We start from the raw sequence: 18,175 nt of genomic DNA, 5'->3' as shown, positions 1-18,175 counted from the left end.
AGCTCAACCACTTTCCTGAGCCTTTCAGCCCAGATTGGCGCTGACCATGCAATAGAGCATGGGCAGGGACAGCAGTGTATTGAGCCGGCTCGCGATCATGGCGCGTGGCCCTGCGGCGGCTTTCTGTTCGGGCGTGGCTTCCACAATGCCCAGCGCCTTCTTCTGGTTCGGCCAGATGATGAACCAGACGTTGAAGGCCATCACGAGAGCGATCCACATGCCTGCACCGATCAGCTTGACGGCACCTTCGCCGGTGAAGCTCATCGCGGAATGAAGATAACCATTGATCTGCGCGATCAGCAGGCCGGTAATCACCGTCAGCAGGGCTGCCCAGCGGAAATAGAACAGAGCCTTTGGCGCGATGAAGCCCGTTATCGCGCCCTTCTGTTCCGCCGGAATGGCCGGCATTGTCGGCACCTGGACGAAGTTGAAGTAATAAAGCAGCCCGATCCACAAGATGCCGAAGACCAGATGCAGCCAGCGCAGGATCGAATTCGCGTCGGCCGCCACACTGGAGGCGAATGCTGCGATGATCGCGATCGCGGCAATAAGTCCAACGATTACTATGAGTTGGAGATTCCCGAATAGTTTGGCCATGTCGTTTCCCCCGTCTGCCAGATTGTGTTGTATTTCCTGGCTGTCCTCGCCCCGAAAATCCGGGCGAGGACACAGAGTATCGCCAAAAATGACCCTACGGCAAGGGTTGCGGGAACGGCGCGTTCCTCACGGGATTCTTACTGCGGAGGAAGAGTAGTTTCCTCTTCCTTCACCGCTTCCATGGCGAGACCGTGCTTGAGAAGCATAGGCAGCTGGGCAAAAGTGAAGAGGAAGGAAATTCCTGCAAATACCGGCACCTTTATCGTCAGCCAGTCCCCAAAGCTGAGCGTGAGGCGGAGGGCTTCGTTGAGAGCGGCAAGGAAGAAAAAGAAGATGCCCCAGTTGCGGGAGAGCTTCAGCCAGCCTTCATCGTTCAAGCCTTCGAAGGCAGCCTCAAGAAGCCATTGGAGCAGGGCTTTGCCTTTCCACCAGCCTGCCAGCAGCACGCCGCCGAAGAAGATGTACAAAACGGTCGGCTTGATCTGCACATAGAAGGGATCGCGCAGCAGCACTGTCAAGCCGCCAAATCCCACGATCAGGACGGTGGAAAGCCAGAGCATGCGGGAAACCTTGCCAAGCCGCCATTTCGAAACGGCAAGGGCGATCACGGATGTGATGACAAAGGCAATGGTCGAATGGACCACGGCCAGCACTACGCCAATGCTGTCTTCCTTGTCGGCCGGTGCGTAATATCGATAGGCGCCCAGGAAGACGATCAGCGGGGCATAGTCGACCAGCAGGTTGATCCAGCTGGAAGCGGCGCTTTTCTTCGGGGCGGGCTTAGGGACTTGTTCTTCGCTCATCACGCTACTCCGGCAATCACGCGGGCAACCAGCTCGGGATCGAAGGGACGCAGGTCGTCGATTTTCTCACCCACGCCGATTGCGTGGATAGGCAGGCCATATTGCTCCGCCGCAGCGACAAGAACGCCGCCGCGTGCGGTGCCATCCAGCTTGGTCATGATAAGGCCAGTCACGCCTGCCACTTCCTTGAATACATCGATCTGGGCGAGGGCATTCTGGCCGTTAGTCGCGTCCAGCACCAGCACCACGTCATGCGGTGCCTCCGGATTGAGGCGGCCGAGCACCCGGCGGATCTTCGCCAGTTCATCCATCAGCTCGCGCTTGTTCTGGAGGCGACCAGCCGTATCGACGATCAAAACGTCAATACCCTGATCGGTCGCGGCCTTTACGCCGTCGAACACGATGCTGGCCGGATCGCCGCCTTCAGGACCGCGCACGATCGGGATGCCCAGCCTGTCTGCCCAGACGCCCAATTGACCGATCGCGGCCGCACGGAAAGTATCGCCCGCCGCCAGCATCACGCCATAATCCTCCTCCTGGAAGAGGTGGGCCAGTTTGGCGATGGTCGTCGTCTTGCCACTGCCATTCACGCCGATCACCAGGATCACCTGCGGGCGCGGGAAGGCGGTGATTTCGAGCGGCTTGGCGACAGGCCGCAGGATCGCGGCGATTTCCTCCGCCACGGCTTCCTTCAGTTCCTGTTCGGAGATGTTTAGGCCGAAGCGCTTCTCGGCCAGCTTCGCGCGAATACGCGCCGCCGCGCTGGGGCCGAGGTCAGAGAGAATCAGCGCATCCTCGACATCGTCCAGCGTGGCATCATCCAGCTTGGCGGTGCCGACAGCGGCTGTCAGATTTTCGCTCAGCTTTTCGGAGGTTTTGCGGAAGCCGCCGAACAGGCGCTCGGTCCAACTCTTCTCGCTCATGACAGCAGCCCTTCCTCGAGCTTGGCGGGGGTAATGGTGACGATAGTGCCGGGTGCGATGCCTTGGGGCAGGCGAACCCGGGCGAATTGGGGCGAATAGCCAGTGCCATCGCGCTCTGCGAGTATGTTGAGCGGCTTACCCACCAGCGATTGCAGCCAGCTTGTGCGGATCGCCGCTGCGTGTTCGCGCAGGTCTGCCGCGCGGGCTTTCACCAGCGCGGGATTCACCTGCGGCATGCGCGCTGCCGGTGTGTTCGGGCGTGGGGAGTAAGGAAAGATGTGGGCGTGAACGATGCCCAATTCGCCGATGATCGACCTGCTCGCTCCATGCATCGCCTCATCTTCGGTGGGGAAGCCTGCGATGATGTCGGCACCGATGGCCATTTCGGGGCGCAGATCCTTCAGCCGGGCCACCAGATCAAGAGCGTCGGCGCGCAGGTGGCGGCGCTTCATCCGCTTGAGGATCAGGTCATGCCCGTGCTGCAACGAGAGATGCAGATGCGGCATGAGGCGCGGCTCGCCGCCGAGGAGTTCGAATAATTGCGGATCGATTTCCACACCATCGAGGGAAGAGAGGCGAAGGCGGGTCAGTTGAGGAAAGGCATTCAGGATTGCAGCGGTAAGCGCGCCGAGGGAAGGGGAGCCCGGGAGATCGTGGCCCCATGAGGTAACGTCCACCCCTGTAATCACTACCTCGGTCGCGCCCTGGTCCAGGTGACGCTCCACTTCGCGCAATACGGTGGCCACGGGCAGTGAACGGCTGGGGCCGCGCCCTTGCGGGATGACGCAGAAGGTGCAGGCGTGATCGCAGCCATTCTGCACAGCAACGAAGGCACGTGTCCGATTGACCGGGGCGAGGGTGGCAGGCTGCGCCACATTCCAGGCGCGTGCATCCAGCTTGGCGGCATTGGGGACCAGCCCATCGACTTCTGGCATGGCGGCCAGCGCCTCGCGCTCGATATCGGCTGCGCAGCCCGTCACCAGCAGACGGGCATCGGGATTGGCGCGGCGCGCCCGGCGGATGGCCTGACGGGTTTGACGCACGGCTTCGGAAGTGACGGCGCAACTGTTCACCACCACAACGTTGCGCTCTTCCGCCAGCAGGGCGCGGATCGTCTCGCTTTCCGAGATATTGAGCCGGCAGCCCAGCGAGATGACTTCGGCGGCGCCTTTCGCGCTCATGCGAAATCCGCCGGATCGAAGGTACCGCGAAAGCTCTCTGCGGCAGGCCCGGTCATGAGGATGCGATTGTCGGCACCCCAGGCGATGGTAAGTGTGCCGCCGGGTAGGGTAACGGCCACTTCCCGGTCCACCAGCCCCTTTTTCATCGCGGCCACTGCCGTGGCGCAGGCCCCGGTGCCGCAGGCACGGGTGAGCCCGGCGCCACGTTCCCACACGCGCAGCAGAATCGCCTCGCGGCTGACGATCTGGGCGACATTGACGTTCACCCGCTCCGGAAAGATGGGATCATGCTCGATCTGCGGGCCCAGCCGTTCGAGGTCCACCGCATCTGCATCCTCCACGAAGAAGATCGCATGCGGATTGCCGACATTTACGGCCATGGGATTCTCGAGGTCTTCCCACGCGACGGGCATGGATGCCGTGTCCATCGGGTAAGCGAGCGGAATCTCGTCCCAGCCGAAGCGGGGCGTGCCCATGTCCACGGAAATGCCGCCATCGGCCGGGCGAGCTTCCAGAATGCCGCCTGCCGTTTCGATGGTGGCCGGTTCGGCATGCAGCAGGGCGACCGCTCGGGTGGCATTGCCGCAGGCGCCTACTTCGCTGCCGTCATTGTTGAATATGCGCATGCGGAAGCTGGCCACATCGGAATGTTCCAGCAGGATCAGCTGATCGCAGCCAATCCCGGTGCGCCGGTCCGCCAGCGCACGGGCGAGATCGTTGGTAAGCGGCATCAGTGGATCGCGCCGCGCATCCAGCACGACGAAATCATTGCCCAGCCCATGCATCTTGACGAAGGGAACACGCATTTCGCAGGCGCATCTAGGTGGTGAACGGGGAAATGTCACGCGTGAGCCGTCCTGATGGTCAAGATATCGCGCTAAAAAGCGGGCCTGTGACGCTGCCAAGCTGAATGCGGGCCGGGGATCTTCATTCGGGCCATTCAGGGCGTGAACAGCCATCCCGCCAGGCCGCCCGCCACCACGAGAGCCGGAGCGGCCATCCTGCCCCTGAACCACCAGGTACCTGCGATGCCCAGTCCGAAGATCGCGGCAGCCGCGAGGGGATCGGACACGCGTTCTCCAGTTGACCAGCCGAGCTGCGCGAGAGTTGCGGCGATAATCCCCACCACGCTGGCGGCCACTCCGTTGAGAAGGCGATGGAGGGCGGGGTTTTCCACGATCCTCTCCAGCTTCTCGAAGAGGATCATGGAAAAGGCGAAAGCCGGAAGAAACATGCCGGCAGTTATCGCAAGCGCGCCATGCACCCCACCGACAATATAGCCGGTGAAGGTCGCGAAGATGACGAGGGGAGCTGGCAGCGTTCCTGCCAGGGCAACGCCGTCAAGAAACGTGGCATCGGACAACCATCCACGCCCTACTGTGTCCGCGCGGACATAGGGGATGGCAGTATAAGCGCCGCCGAACGTCAGAAGCCCTCCCTTCAATCCTGCCAGAAACAGGGCGAATACGCTCGCCTTGCCGGTCGATTGAAAGGGCCCGGCGACAATCGGACCGAAGGAATAGAGACCCCACGCGAGCAGAGCTGCGCTCACCCCGATCAGGAGGACCGCATTTCTGCGAGAGGCAAATGCATAGATGAGGCCCGAGGCGAGCAGGGGAATCCAGAATGCAACCCCCGCCAGAGTGGCCGCGAAACTCAGGAAGCCGAGAACCCACAACAGGCGATCTTCAAGCACATGCTTTCCGATCCGCCAGACCGCTCGCAGGATGATGGCCAGCACCACGATTTGAATCCCGAACAAGGCGATGGCAATCGCGCCATTCCCAAGGACCCATGTGGAATATAGCCACCCGGCCAGCAGCATCAGGATGAAGCCGGGCAACATGAAGCCCAGTCCTGCCAGGAGCCCGCCCAGACGTCCACGCGCCAATATTCCCATATGGACGCATAATTCATGGGCTTCGGGCCCAGGCAAAACCTGCATGACGGCAAGGAGGCGATTGAAACGCGCGGACGAAATCCAGTGCTCTTCCTCCACAAGCGATTGCCGGACCATGGCGATCTGGGCAACCGGCCCGCCAAATGCCAGGCATCCAAAGCGCAGGAATTTCAGGAAAAGCTGAAGAAGGCCGAGGTGTGGAGGAAGGGGTTCATTCGTCATAGCATTTGCGCTCCGGCCGTAAGGTACGGCTTATGGAGCGGAACTTGGACGAATATCGTCTGACCGGGCGCCCGCATTGCCCGTCGGTTTAGTTTATCACTATTCCGTCCGGAGGGAATAGAGGTGAAGCAAGAGAAGGTCGGGGCTGAAGGTTCATATAGCCTGTTCTGCCCAATCATCCCATTGCGTGATGTTCCTTCTCGGAAATCGTGTTGATCTGAACTGCAAGCGCATCGGCTCGGTCGGCGGCTTCCTGCACTTCCGGGGCAAGCAGGCGCTTTTCCTTCAGGCGAGCGAAGGTCTTGCTCGCATCTTCCGGCCGGCCATAGAGATAGCCTTGGCCCTTGAGCTGGCCCATGGTGCGCAACACCTTCAGCACTTCGGCATTCTCGATGCCTTCGGCAGTCATCGGGAGATCGAAACCGCGCCCGAGTGAAACGATGGCTTCCACGATTTTGGCATTTGCGCCTTCATGGGCGAGTTCGGTCACGAAGCTGCGGTCGATCTTCAACCGGTCGAAGGGAAGCGAGCGGAGCTGGGCCAGGCTGGAATATCCGGTGCCGAAATCGTCCAGGCTGATTTGTACGCCCTGATTCTTCAGACTGGTGACGACGGAACGGACCACGCCGATATTCTCGTGCAGGCAGCTTTCGGTGATTTCGATGTCCAGCCGGTGCGGGGGAAAGCCGCTTTCCACCAGCAGCCGCAGGAGCTTCTGCGAGAACCAGGGATCACGCAATTGCAGTGGGGAAATGTTGATCGACAAGGTGAGATTGGGATCCCACTTCTGCGCATCCTGCAGCGCCTGCTGGATCAGATGTTCCGAAAGCTCGGCGATAACGCCGATCTCTTCCGAGATGGGGATGAAAATCTCGGGGCTTACAAGGCCGAATTGCGGCGAATTCCAGCGGGCCAGCATCTCAAAGCCAACCAGATCGCCGGTCACGAGGTCTATCTGCTGTTCGTAGAACGGAACGAATTCGCCCTTGGGAATGCCTGCGCGGATGCCCGTTTCCAATTCATGGCGGAAGCGCAGTTCGCTTTCCATCGTCGGTTCGAACCATGCGTAGCCGTTATGGCCGCGCTTCTTTGCATGATACATCGCGATATCGGCATGATGCAGTAGCGATTGGGCGCAATCTTCGGCCGCTGCGGGATCGGGATTCTCGATGGTGCGGGCTATGCCGATGGAAAGGGCTGCCTCGACTTCCTTATTCTCGATCCGGATGGGCGCGCGCACCGCTTCGATCAGGCTGGCGGCGAGCTGGTCCAGCTTGTCGGGCAGGCGGCGCTCATAAGGCACCACGCAGGCGAATTCGTCACCCCCAAGGCGAGCGACGATCCCGGTGACCGGCAGCAAGGCTTCCATCCGGCGCGCCACTTCGGTCAGCGCGATGTCACCGGCCTTATGGCCGTGGACATCATTGATCTGCTTGAAATTGTCGAGATCGATCATCAGCACCGCCGCGCCCTGGTTCGTCTCGGCCACATCTGCCACCAGCTTTGCTGCGGCCGGAATGAAGCAACGGCGGTTGAGCAGGCCGGTCAGCGCATCGGTCTGGGCGAGCTGGTGAGCCTTTTCCTCTGCACTGCGGCGTTCCGCCACTTCGCGCGAAAGCTGGGCATAACGCCGCCAGCCGAAAATGATCAGTGCGATGTTCAGCAATAAGGCGTTGGAAAGGATAACGTCGGGATTTTGAGCGTGGCCCAACCAGGTGCTCACGATCTGAGGTAAAACCGTTCCGCCCGTACCCACGAACAGGATCAGCGCGGCAACCGCGATGCCGAGTGCGACAACATCCCGCTCGGCATGGCCGAGTGGCTCGCGATTGCTGCCGCCGATCGTATTGCTGCTCGAATACAAGTGCAACGTCCCTGCTTTTTGCGAGCCTCCTATCCCCCAACGCACTGAAAATTAGGTTAACAAGGCTGTTTTTCGCAATCGGGCCGGGCAGATGGGTGACCCGGCCTGTGGTCAGAAGGGGTGTGAGGCGATATGCGCGGCGCAGCGAATTAGGAGAAATGCGATGGCGCGAATGTGGCTGATGAAGTCCGAACCCGATGCTTACAGCTGGGATGATCTCGTAGCCGAAGGGGAGGGCACCTGGGACGGAGTGCGCAACCACCGTGCCGCCAACAATCTGCGTGCGATGCAGGTTGGGGATCAGGCCTTCTTCTACCATTCCAATATCGGACTTGAGATCGTCGGCATCGTGACGATCAGCGTCTCAGGGTTGACCGATCCGACCGATCCGGAAGGCAAATGGGCTGCCGTAAAAGTGAAGCCCCTGCGCAAGCTGGCAAAGCCCGTTACCCTCAAGCAGATCAAGGCATTGCCTGAACTGGCCGATATGGAACTCGTGCGTCTTTCACGCCTGTCCGTGGCTGAGGTGCGACCAGAGGAGTGGAAGAAAATTCTTTCTCTTTCAGAGTGATAAATTCGGAACTGTACACCATTTGGGATCGTTTCCTTTTCAGGGCGGCCGGTTGAGCCGCACAATAGAGGAGACCTTCGATGGGTGAACTGACCGATAAGGCCAAAGGCATCACCAACGAGATCGTCGGCAAGGCGAAGCAGCATTCTTCCGATCCCGCTAAACGGGCCGAAGGCAAGCTGCAGGAGCGCAAAGGCGAAGCGCAGAATCTGGTAGGTAAGATCAAGGGCGCGCTGGGCGACAAGATCTGACGCCGCGTCGCCTGGATTGATAACGAAAAGGCCGCCTTGGAGGCGGCCTTTTCCATCGGTCGATCAGCGGGAGCGTAGTGAGGTTACTGTCGTCCCGGCTGCATTGAGCCGTTCGATGTCGGTTACCAGATGCAGCAAGCGCAGGCCCTTGAGGCTGGTCGCCTCGGCGAGGGCGGGTGCGAATTCTTCCGTCTTTTCCACCCGCGCGGCCCATCCCCCATATGCGCGGGCGAGGGCGGCGAAGTCAGGATTGACCAGTTTGGTTGCTGAAATACGGCCGGGGAACTCCCGTTCCTGATGCATGCGGATGGTGCCGTATGTAGAATTGTCGACCACGATCACCAACAGGTCCACGCCATATTGGGCGGCAGTAGCCAGTTCCTGCCCGTTCATCATGAAATCCCCGTCACCGGCCACGGCCAGCACCATGCGTTCCGGCATTCGGAGCTTCGCGGCAACGGCGGCGGGCACTCCATAGCCCATTGCGCCGCAGGTTGGCGCAAGCTGGGACGGGAAGCCCTCATAGTGCCAGTAACGGTGCCACCAGCCGGAGAAATTGCCTGCCCCGTTGCAGATCGCGGTATCGGCGGGCAGCACCTCGCGCAATGTGGCGAGGCAGCGCGCAAGGTCCAGAGCGGTACCGTCTGTACCCGGCGTGCTGAAGGCTTCCCATTCGGCATGGGCTTCTGCCCCGGCATCGAAGAGAATGATCTCGTCCTCACACCACAGGGCCGCAGCTTCCGCGAATTCGGCCATGTCAGCGCAAATCGGAAGATCTGTGCGATAGACTCGGCCCAGTTCCTCCGGGTCGGGATGAACATGGATCAGGATCTGGCCGGGGTGTTCAGGCGTCACCAGTTCGTAGCCGTCCGTGGTCGCTTCGCCGAGCCGCGCGCCGACCACCAGCACCAGATCCGCTGCCTTGATTCGTTCCACCAGCCGGGAATTGGGGCCATAGCCCAGATTGCCGGCATAGACCGGAGAGGAGGGCGAAATCGCATCCTGTCGGCGGAAAGCCGTGGCCACCGGAATGCCGATGCGTTCGGCGAATTGGGTGAAATATTCGCGTGCCTTGGCGTTCCAGCCCGCGCCACCGACGATCGCCACCGGGGCGGCCGCGTCCGCGATCAACCCGAGCATGGCGTTCAGGGCATCGCCACAAGGCGGTTGGGCCGGACGGATAACGGCAGGCCGGGGGGCTGGGCCGGAAACGGCCATACTCAGCATGTCTTCCGGCAGTGCCAGAACCACCGGGCCGGGGCGACCGGCCATCGCGACCGAATAGGCACGGGCGATATATTCCGGGATGCGCGCGGGATCGTCGATCCGCACTGCCCATTTTGAAATCGGGCCGAAAAAGGCCGCGAAGTCCATTTCCTGAAAGCCCTCTCGGTCGCGCATGGTGGAATCGACATCGCCCACGAAGAGGATCAGCGGCTGTGAATCCTGCATCGCCACATGTACGCCGATGCTGGCATTGGTCGCCCCCGGTCCGCGAGTAACGAAGCACACGCCGGGCTTGCCTGTGATCGATCCATCGGCACAGGCCATGAAGGCGGCGCCCCCTTCCTGGCGGCAGGTGACGGTGTGGATCGATTCGGTGTCATGCAGCGCGTCCAGTACGGGCAGGAAGCTTTCCCCCGGCACGGTGAAGATCCGGTCGCAACCCTGTGCGACGAGACAATCGACAAGCAGGCGCGCGGCGCTGAGCGATGGGTTCGGCGAGGAGGGATTCAGCGAGATGGTTTCATTCATTACCGTTCTTTAGGGCCAGTCCCGCCCAAGGGGAAGAACCCTGATTGCATCGCGCGGCGCGTGCCGGGAAGAATGAGAGGAAATATCCGAGAGTGGGCATGTCCCGTCTTGCGACAGAGGATAAGGTCGGCTTCCATATGGTTACTATCAGGTTAAGAAAACCTGATGCGACGCAGCCTGGTCCTCACCGATGAAACCGCCCGCCATCCGTTCCGGGCAAGCCTTCCGCCTCATGTAACGCGAGGCGGCGGGCCCATCAGGCCGGGGAGGGAGATTCGCGTGGTGAGCGGGGGAGAAGTCGCCAGCAAGGGCGAATGGGCCGGCGAGAGCCACGGCATGCAGGGCTTGGCAGCAACGGATGGCCTGCGGCAGTTCGTGCTGGCCTATTGCGCCTGCTTTGTGGCCGTGGGCACCTTCATCGCCTGACAATCGGGGCCGGGAGGCCGGCCCTCAGGCTTTTCCGCAGCCCTGTTTCTCGGCCTTGTAGAGTACATAGCCGAGCCAGGCCGAAATCAGGCACATACCGCCGCTCAGCAGCACCTGCTCCGTCAGCGGCACGTTGAGCGCGCTCAGCCCCACGGCCAGCAGTGAGCCTGCAACCATGGCGCCGGAATTGACGATATTGTTCGCCGCGATCGTCCGCGCCGCCTGACCCGGATCGACCTTGGTGGTGAGGAATGCATAGAGCGGCACGACGAACATGCCGCCTGCAATGGCGATCAGCAGCAGCATGCCCAGCACGGCAAAGGCCAATGGGTGCGAGAGGAATTCCGAGACATCCATCAGGTCCGTCCCGGTAGTCCCGGCCTGCCAGGCGCGGCAGACCATCCAGAAACCGGCCACGAACACGCCCATCGCGATGACGGAGGCCGGGGCATAGCGTGCCGACACCCGCCCCTTGAGCAGCGCATTGATGGATACCGATCCAGCCGCGACCCCGATGGAGAACATCACCAGAAACAGGCTTGCCACTTCCTTGGAGGCAAGCAGCACGTTCTTGGCCAGCGGGGGGAACTGGATGAACAGCACGGCCCCTATGGTCCAGAAGAAGCTGATCGCCATGATCGCCAGGAATACCTCGCGTTCATGCATGGTGTCGCGGATCAGCTTGATGGACGATCGCAAAATATGCCGGTCTATCGCCTGCTTTTCACCTACGGGCTCGGCCGGAGGCACCTGACGGCTGGTCAGATAACCGACCAGTGCGGTGAAGACCACGCAGACTGCGGCCCATTCAACCGGAATCCAGCCCGCCAGGATCGTGCCGAACAGGATTGCGATATAGGTTCCGGCTTCCACCAGCCCGGTGCCAGCCAGCACTTCGTCCTTCTGCAGATGCTGGGGCAGGATCGCATATTTGATCGGCCCGAAGAAGGTCGAATGGATCCCCATGGCGAACAGAGCGGCCAGCATCAGCGGGATCGCCAGCACATGCGTCAGGGTTCCGTGCCAGGCGAGCACAAGCCCCGTGGCACCGCACAGCATGATGAAGATTTCCGCCAGCTTTACCGTGCGAATGATGCGGGCCTTGTCCCGCATGTCGGCCAGTTGCCCGGATAGGGCGGAAAGCAGGAAGAAGGGCAGGATAAACAACCCCGATGCGATGGCGCTGAACTGCGCCTCGGCCGCCTCGGAATTATAGACGCTGTACACGACGAACAGCACCATGGCGTTCTTGTACAGATTGTCATTGAAGGCGTTGAGCAGTTGCGTGACGAAAAGCGGCAGGAAGCGCCTTTGCCTTAGCAGATGCGGTGTGGTCGTCATTCAGCCCCGGCAAGCAACCTCGTGTTGCGATGGACCTCTAACGGCATGTCCGGGGCGGGCAAGGGGCAAAAGGCATTTTCCTGACTTGCACGGCGGCTCTGGCACAAGTCTGCTGGAGGCTCTAAGGGGGCACACGTCATGCTTTCGCTGCCCAATCTCCTGACCCTGTCGCGCATCGTGGCGCTGCCCCTTCTGGCCTTCCTGCTATGGTGGCCGAACTGGCAGAGCGGTTACGGCCTCGCCTTTCTCCTTTACTGCCTTATGGGCATTACGGATTATTTCGACGGCTATCTCGCGCGGTCCAGTGGTACGGTTTCCAAGCTGGGCATCTTCCTTGATCCCATTGCCGACAAGATCATGGTGGCGGTGGTGATCCTGGTGCTGACCGCTCAAGGCGGGCTGCGGGGCGAGTATTTGGGCGATTTCCACGTGATCGCCGGGCTTGTCATTCTTGTGCGAGAGATTGCGGTTTCGGGCCTGCGGGAATTCCTGGGCGGGCTGCAGGTTTCAATGCCTGTATCCAAGCTCGCCAAGTGGAAGACGACATTCCAGCTCGTCGCGCTGGGCGCGCTGATCCTTGCGGGGGCACTGCCCGGGCAGCTCTGGATTCACCAGGTCGGCCTGCTAAGCCTGTGGGGTGCGGCGATTTTGACGGTGGTTACCGGTTGGGATTATCTGCGCGTCGGCATCAAGCACATGGATTGAACGGTGCTGGGATTGAACGGCTAGACCGGTACCCGGCGTAGGATCAGTCCCCTCTTTCACTATCCTTCATCTCGATCTTGCGGGAAATGCGCCGCGTGTCGTCAAGCGAACGGGTGGCAAGGCGCGTTTCCATGAGGAATGACAGCAACCCGCCGAATACCATCGCCATCGCCGCGATCCAGCACAGGGCCACATAGGTGCCAAGCGGCGGTTTTATAAAGGCGCTGATGAACATGAGGCTCACCACAAGACAGATCAGCAGCGCCGCAGCGGTGCAGAAATTGATCGAGATATGGGCGAACTTCCGGCGCTTGCGCAGCACGGGCAGTTGCTCGATCTCCTCATCGGGAATCTCGTGTTCCTCGCGCTGTTCCAGCAGATGCACCCGTTCGACGATCCAGGTCAGGCGCTGGTTCATAACGTTGAGATAGGCCCCGATCGCGGCAAGCAGGAAGGCTGGGGTGAGCGAAAGCTGCACCATCTCCTGTACGCGCGCCGTACTGGAAGTGCGGGCGAGCAATTCCCCCGCGAGGGTAGCTGAGGCGAAATGAAGTTCCACGCGCGGTTCCTAGCCCCGGCGCTCGCGGGGTTCAACCGACGCGAAGTTCCTCGGCCAGCAGGCGGAATTCGTCGGAACGGGGGGAATTGCGGCGCCACACCAGAGCGACTTCACGGCTGGCATTAGGCGATTTGAGCGGACGGGCGACCACATGCGTGCCGTGGAGTATGCCTGCCTCGATCGCCATTTCCGGCACAATGGTAACCCCCAAGCCATTATCCACCATTTGCACCAGCGTGTGGAGCGACGTGCCGATCATCGTCGCGCTGGCACGCAGTTCGGGCCGATTGCAGGCGGCCAGCGCGTGTTCCTTCAGGCAGTGCCCGTCCTCCAGCAGCAACAGGCGCCCTTCGTCGATCAGGGCTGGGGGAATTTCGGCAGGGGGATCGCGCGGATCGTTTTCGGGGAAGGCAACGTAAAGCCTGTCTCGCCCGAGCGATTCGATCTCCACCTCGCCAGTGGCGAAGGGCAGGGCGAGCAGCACGCAATCGGCGCGCCCGTGATGGAGGGATTCGATTGCCGCCGCGCTGGGTTCCTCTCGCAGGAACAGCTTGAGCTGCGGGCGCTCCTTGCGCAGGCGCGGCAGAATGCGGGGAAGCAGGAAAGGCGCGATGGTGGGGATCACGCTCATGCGCAATTCGCCCGCCAGCGGCTTGCCTGCCGATTGCACCAGATCGGCCAGTTCCTCCGCCTCGCGCAGCAGGCGGTGCGCCTTTTCGACCACCGCATTGCCCAGGGGGGTGAAGCGCACCACGCGGCGGCTGCGCTCCACCAGAGTCACGCCCAGCAGCGATTCCAGCTCGCGAATGCCGGCGGAAAGCGTTGATTGGGAGACGAAGCAACTATCCGCCGCGCGCCCGAAATGGGCATGCTCATGCAGCGCAACCAGATATTGCAGCTGCTTGATGGTGGGCAGATAGGTGCTCATCCTAGTCCTTTGTCACTCTGCTTCCTGCTCGGCTTCGATCGCTACGGTTACCTGTTCCACCCGCGTCATCTTCAGCCGGCCTTTTTCGACTGCGAAGGCAAGGCGGCCTTCCACCAGTTCCAAAGCATCGCGGCCGAACACTTCATAGCGCCAGCCATCCAAGATCGGCAGGTCGCGCAGACCAGCGGCGAGCAGTTCCAGCTCGTCGGAACGGGTGAGCAGGCGTGCGGCGACGTCGATCTCGCGTGCGCGGATCTTCAGCAGCAGCTTGAGCAGATCGGCCACGAGAGCGCCTTCCTTGCCCAGCGGCGCGCCGCGTTGCGGCTTTTCAGGCATTTCGTCCTGCGGCAGAGGTTCGGCGTTCTTGAGGATACGCATCAGGCGCTTGCCGATCTCGTTTTCCCGCCATGCACCAGATAGGCCGCGGACCTTGGCCAGGTCTTCCTGCGATTTTGGCGGATGGCTGGCGAGGTCCGCCAGCGTTTCGTCACGCATGATGCGGCCTCTCGGAATGTTCTTGTCCTGCGCTTCCACTTCGCGCCATGCTGCCAGTTCTTTCAACCGGCCAAGTACCTGTGCATTGCGGGAAGGCGCGCGGATGCGGCGCCAGAGTTGGCTTGGATCGTTGCGGTAATTTTCCGGATCGGCCAGCTTTTCCATTTCGGCATTCAGCCAGACGCCGCGCCCTGTCTTGATCAGCTTTTTCAGGATGCGGGGAAAAATCCTGGAGAGATAGGTTACGTCGCCGATGGCATATTCGATCTGCCGTTCGGTCAGCGGGCGGCGGCCCCAATCGGTAAAGCGCGCGCCCTTGTCGATCTGGGTACCCATCCAGGCTTCCACCAGATTGGCATAGCCGATCTGTTCGGACTGGCTGATCGCCATCATGGCAATCTGAGTGTCGAATATGGGATGCGGGGTCTTGCCGGTGAGGTTGTAGATGATTTCCACATCCTGGCTGCCGGCGTGAAATACTTTCAGAACATCCTCATTTTCGGTGAGAAGTTCCAGAAGCGGGCCCAGGTCGATGCCGGGAGCCATCGGATCGATGGCGGCGGCTTCCTTGTCATCGGCGATCTGCACCAGGCACAATTCGGGCCAATAGGTGTTCTCGCGCATGAACTCGGTATCGACGGTGACGAATTCCGCTTTGGCGAAGCGTTCGCACAGGGCGGCCAGTTCTTCGGTCGTCGTAATCAGGTCGTGTATCTTCATTGCGACATTTCTTTTCGGTTCCCTTACGGGAGACCTGGCTGGTGGCCCCTTCAGGGGCCTGCGGCTTGACAAAATGGCGGCCTTCGCCTCAAGGGCCAGCCCGGCTGGCTGACCCTCGGGCCGCGGCTTCCCCCTGCCTTATTGATGGCCGAATGGAAAGAGATTCGATGCACCTCTATCGTTCCCACACCTGCGCGGCGCTTTCGAGCGCGAATGTCGGCGAGACCGTGCGCCTTTCAGGCTGGGTGCATCGCAAGCGCGATCATGGCGGCGTTCTGTTCGTCGATCTGCGCGACCACTACGGCATCACCCAGATCGTCGCCGATGAGGACAGCCCCGCGCTCAAGCTTCTGGACGGGCTGCGTCTGGAAAGCGTCGTCACTATCGATGGCGAAGTGAAGGCTCGCAGCGCCGGCACCGTGAACCCCAATCTCCCCACTGGTGAGATCGAGGTTTTCGCACGCGAGGCGATTGTGCAGAGCCGCGCGGAAGAACTGCCGTTGCCGGTTGCGGGCGAGCAGGAATATCCCGAGGAAATCCGCCTGCGTTATCGCTTCCTCGATCTGCGCCGCGAAACGCTGCACGCCAATATCGTGAAGCGCACGAAGATCATTTCGGACATGCGCCGCAAGATGGAAGCCATCGGCTTCACGGAATATGCGACGCCGATCCTCACTGCCTCCAGCCCTGAAGGCGCGCGCGACTTCCTGGTGCCCAGCCGTATTCATCAGGGGCAGTTCTACGCGCTGCCGCAGGCACCGCAGCAGTACAAGCAGCTGCTGATGGTCGCGGGTTTCGACCGCTACTTCCAGATCGCCCCCTGCTTCCGCGACGAAGATCCCCGCGCTGACCGTCTGCCGGGCGAGTTCTACCAGCTCGACCTTGAAATGAGCTTCGTAACCCAGGAAGAAATCTGGGAGACGATGGAGCCGGTGCTCCAGAGCGTGTTCGCCGATTTCGCCGAAGGCAAGCCGGTGACGCCCGCCGGGGAGTTCCGCCGCATTCCGCATGCCCAGGCAATGCTGGATTACGGTTCGGACAAGCCCGATCTGCGGAACCCGCTGATCGTCAAGGATGTGACCGAGCACTTCGTGGAATCGGGCTTCGGCATCTTTGCAAGCATCGTCGGCAATGGCGGGGTGATCCGTGCAATCCCGGCCCCGGGTGCAGGCGCAGGCAGCCGGAAGTTCTTTGACGACATGAACAACTGGGCGCGGGGCGAGGGCTTCTCCGGCCTTGGCTATATCAACATCAAGGATGGCGTCCCCGGCGGCCCGATCGCCAAGAACCACGGCGAGGAAAAGACCGCGGCGCTGATCGAGGCTCTGGGCCTCGGCCCGAATGACGGCGTGTTCTTCGCGGCCGGTAAGGAAGAACAGGCGGCCAAGCTCGCCGGCTTGGCCCGCATCCGCGTGGGCGAACAGCTCGACCTGATCGACCGTGACCGTTACGAACTGTGCTGGATCATCGATTTCCCATTCTATGAATGGGACGAGGACAACAAGAAAGTCGATTTCGCGCATAACCCGTTCTCGATGCCGCAGGGCGGGATGGATGCGCTGACCAATCAGGACCCGCTGACGATCAAGGCCTATCAGTACGATCTGGTCTGTAACGGCTATGAAATCGCCTCGGGCTCGATCCGTAACCAGTCGCCTGAACTGATGATCAAGGCCTTCGAAATGGTCGGCCTGACCAAGCAGGACGTGGAGGAGCGCTTTGGCGGCCTTTACCGTGCATTCCAGTATGGCGCCCCGCCGCATGGTGGCATGGCCGCCGGTGTGGACCGTATCGTGATGCTGCTGTGCGGCGCGCAGAATCTGCGCGAAGTGGCTCTGTTCCCGATGAACCAGCGAGCAGAAGATTTGCTGATGGGGGCGCCGACTCCGGCTGAGCCGAAGCAGCTGCGCGAGCTGGGCATCCGCATTGTGGAGCAGCCCAAGCAGTGATAGCCCTCCGTTCCTGACGGAACGGAGGAGGTCGGTTTGCGTATCGGGGGCTGGGCCGGTTGGATCGCCGCGCTTGCCGCGTGGAGTTTTGCCGCGCCCTTGCAGGCTGAATCGCTTTTTATCACGGGCACCTATCCGGCGGGAGCTGACGCTGCGGCGGGCGTGAACAGCATTGCCGTGGAGAATTTCGGCGGTGTCGATGGCCCCGCGCTGTCGATCCGCATTGAGGATCAGCTGCGCGGAGTTGAAGTGGACGGTCGCCCGTGGTTCGTCATCCTGCCCGGGCGCGGCGGCGGGGAGGTGGACGCTGTGCTGCGGGGCACCGCTACAGCCCAGACCCGCTTCGAGGACATAACGCTGAAGCGCAAGCGCTGCGCCAAATATGACGAGCAGAACAGCAAGAAATGCGTCGAACACAAGGAAGTGGACGCTCGTTGCCTGCGCCGCACGATAAGCCTCAATTATTCGCTCAGGCTTGTCAGCTGGCGCGGGGAACAGCTCTATGCGCGCGATGGCGCGCCTTCGCAGCAGCTCAGCTATTGCCCCCGCGATGATGACAATGTGAAGTCCGAGGAAAGCACGGTCGCAGAATTGCTCGATGGCGTGGCCGGCGATCTGCGCTTCCAGCTCGCTCCGCTGCACGAACGCCGCGCGATCCGGGTCATGGAAAGCCGCAAGGGGCTGAAAGGGGAGGCCGCCAAGGCGTTCCAGCAGGCTGTGAAGATTACGCCCGCCGATCCGGAAGCGGCCTGTGGCGAATGGGAAAGCCTGGCGGAAACGGACCCGGCCCAGCTTTCCATTGCCTTCAACCGTGGCCTATGCGCGGAAATGCGTGGCGATCTCGATCTGGCGGCGGAACATTATCGCTATGCGCTGCAGCTTTCGCCGGGCCATGATTACCCCGAACAGGGTCTGGCCCGGATCGCGGGGAGGCATCGCGCGGAACAGCAATTGCAGGAGCATTGGGGCGAATGAGGGTGAGGCG

At 61.4% G+C, this 18,175-nt stretch carries 18 protein-coding genes; 6 read left to right on the top strand and 12 right to left on the bottom strand.

Features of this window, described 5'->3' with window-relative positions; genetic code table 11:
* Positions 1–24: 24 nt before the first annotated feature.
* From H0274_RS05675 to H0274_RS05645, 7 genes are all read right to left on the bottom strand, one after another.
* Positions 25–597, bottom strand: coding sequence for a urate hydroxylase PuuD (locus H0274_RS05675; protein WP_226793916.1), 573 nt, complete (start codon positions 595–597; stop codon positions 25–27).
* A gap of 137 nt (positions 598–734) precedes the next feature.
* Positions 735–1,400: an inner membrane-spanning protein YciB gene (locus H0274_RS05670; protein ID WP_226793913.1), complete on the bottom strand. Its 666-nt coding sequence runs from the start codon at positions 1,398–1,400 to the stop codon at positions 735–737.
* The gene (ftsY, locus tag H0274_RS05665) at positions 1,400–2,323 is read right to left on the bottom strand and encodes a signal recognition particle-docking protein FtsY (RefSeq protein WP_226793910.1); all 924 of its coding nucleotides are present in this window, start codon (positions 2,321–2,323) and stop codon (positions 1,400–1,402) included. Before ftsY ends, H0274_RS05670 begins: the two co-directional genes overlap by 1 nt.
* Positions 2,320–3,504, bottom strand: a complete 1,185-nt coding sequence (locus tag H0274_RS05660) for a MiaB/RimO family radical SAM methylthiotransferase (protein WP_226793907.1) — start codon at positions 3,502–3,504, stop codon at positions 2,320–2,322. Before H0274_RS05660 ends, ftsY begins: the two co-directional genes overlap by 4 nt.
* Positions 3,501–4,310 (bottom strand): diaminopimelate epimerase, encoded by an 810-nt coding sequence (gene dapF, locus H0274_RS05655; protein ID WP_226793904.1) that lies wholly within the window; start codon positions 4,308–4,310, stop codon positions 3,501–3,503. Before dapF ends, H0274_RS05660 begins: the two co-directional genes overlap by 4 nt.
* A 134-nt stretch (positions 4,311–4,444) precedes the next feature.
* Positions 4,445–5,626: a chromate efflux transporter gene (gene chrA, locus H0274_RS05650; protein ID WP_226793901.1), complete on the bottom strand. Its 1,182-nt coding sequence runs from the start codon at positions 5,624–5,626 to the stop codon at positions 4,445–4,447.
* A 175-nt stretch (positions 5,627–5,801) separates the two neighbouring features.
* Positions 5,802–7,490 (bottom strand): putative bifunctional diguanylate cyclase/phosphodiesterase, encoded by a 1,689-nt coding sequence (locus H0274_RS05645; protein WP_226793898.1) that lies wholly within the window; start codon positions 7,488–7,490, stop codon positions 5,802–5,804.
* Between the two features lie 163 nt (positions 7,491–7,653).
* Here H0274_RS05645 and H0274_RS05640 point away from each other — a divergent pair, with 163 nt between their 5' ends.
* Together H0274_RS05640 and H0274_RS05635 are read left to right on the top strand one after the other, a co-directional pair.
* A complete protein-coding gene (locus H0274_RS05640) occupies positions 7,654–8,061 on the top strand; it encodes an EVE domain-containing protein (protein WP_226793895.1) in 408 nt (135 codons plus the stop codon).
* 80 nt (positions 8,062–8,141) lie between these two features.
* Positions 8,142–8,312, top strand: a complete 171-nt coding sequence (locus H0274_RS05635) for a CsbD family protein (protein ID WP_226793893.1) — start codon at positions 8,142–8,144, stop codon at positions 8,310–8,312.
* A 63-nt stretch (positions 8,313–8,375) separates the two neighbouring features.
* Here the strand turns inward: H0274_RS05635 and H0274_RS05630 are convergent, their stop codons facing one another.
* Complete coding sequence (locus H0274_RS05630; protein ID WP_226793890.1) at positions 8,376–10,067, bottom strand: thiamine pyrophosphate-binding protein; 1,692 nt, start codon at positions 10,065–10,067, stop codon at positions 8,376–8,378.
* Positions 10,068–10,349: 282 nt separating this feature from the next.
* Here H0274_RS05630 and H0274_RS05625 point away from each other — a divergent pair, with 282 nt between their 5' ends.
* A complete protein-coding gene (locus tag H0274_RS05625) occupies positions 10,350–10,493 on the top strand; it encodes a hypothetical protein (protein ID WP_226793887.1) in 144 nt (47 codons plus the stop codon).
* A gap of 24 nt (positions 10,494–10,517) precedes the next feature.
* Here the strand turns inward: H0274_RS05625 and H0274_RS05620 are convergent, their stop codons facing one another.
* On the bottom strand, positions 10,518–11,834 hold the full coding sequence (locus H0274_RS05620) for an MFS transporter (protein ID WP_226793884.1): 1,317 nt from the start codon (positions 11,832–11,834) through the stop codon (positions 10,518–10,520).
* Positions 11,835–11,972: 138 nt separating this feature from the next.
* Here H0274_RS05620 and pgsA point away from each other — a divergent pair, with 138 nt between their 5' ends.
* Positions 11,973–12,539, top strand: coding sequence for a CDP-diacylglycerol--glycerol-3-phosphate 3-phosphatidyltransferase (gene pgsA / locus H0274_RS05615; RefSeq protein WP_226793881.1), 567 nt, complete (start codon positions 11,973–11,975; stop codon positions 12,537–12,539).
* Positions 12,540–12,582: 43 nt separating this feature from the next.
* Here the strand turns inward: pgsA and H0274_RS05610 are convergent, their stop codons facing one another.
* The 3 genes from H0274_RS05610 to rnd are packed head-to-tail and all read right to left on the bottom strand — an operon-like array spanning position 12,583 to position 15,241.
* Positions 12,583–13,098 (bottom strand): DUF2721 domain-containing protein, encoded by a 516-nt coding sequence (locus H0274_RS05610; RefSeq protein ID WP_226793878.1) that lies wholly within the window; start codon positions 13,096–13,098, stop codon positions 12,583–12,585.
* A 31-nt stretch (positions 13,099–13,129) separates the two neighbouring features.
* Positions 13,130–14,026, bottom strand: coding sequence for a hydrogen peroxide-inducible genes activator (locus H0274_RS05605; protein ID WP_226793875.1), 897 nt, complete (start codon positions 14,024–14,026; stop codon positions 13,130–13,132).
* Between the two features lie 12 nt (positions 14,027–14,038).
* Entirely contained in the window at positions 14,039–15,241 is a 1,203-nt protein-coding gene (gene rnd, locus H0274_RS05600; protein WP_226793872.1) for a ribonuclease D, read from the bottom strand.
* 167 nt (positions 15,242–15,408) lie between these two features.
* Here rnd and aspS point away from each other — a divergent pair, with 167 nt between their 5' ends.
* Together aspS and H0274_RS05590 are read left to right on the top strand one after the other, a co-directional pair.
* Positions 15,409–17,190, top strand: a complete 1,782-nt coding sequence (gene aspS / locus H0274_RS05595; protein WP_226794451.1) for an aspartate--tRNA ligase — start codon at positions 15,409–15,411, stop codon at positions 17,188–17,190.
* Positions 17,191–17,226: 36 nt separating this feature from the next.
* Complete coding sequence (locus H0274_RS05590; protein ID WP_226793869.1) at positions 17,227–18,165, top strand: tetratricopeptide repeat protein; 939 nt, start codon at positions 17,227–17,229, stop codon at positions 18,163–18,165.
* Positions 18,166–18,175: the final 10 nt, after the last annotated feature.

Source organism: Fulverythrobacter ferritrahens (assembly GCF_020539485.1).
Classification (GTDB): domain Bacteria; phylum Pseudomonadota; class Alphaproteobacteria; order Sphingomonadales; family Sphingomonadaceae; genus Andeanibacterium; species Andeanibacterium ferritrahens.
Note: the sequence above shows the minus strand (reverse complement) of the source record. Positions and strands in the feature narration are given on the sequence as shown.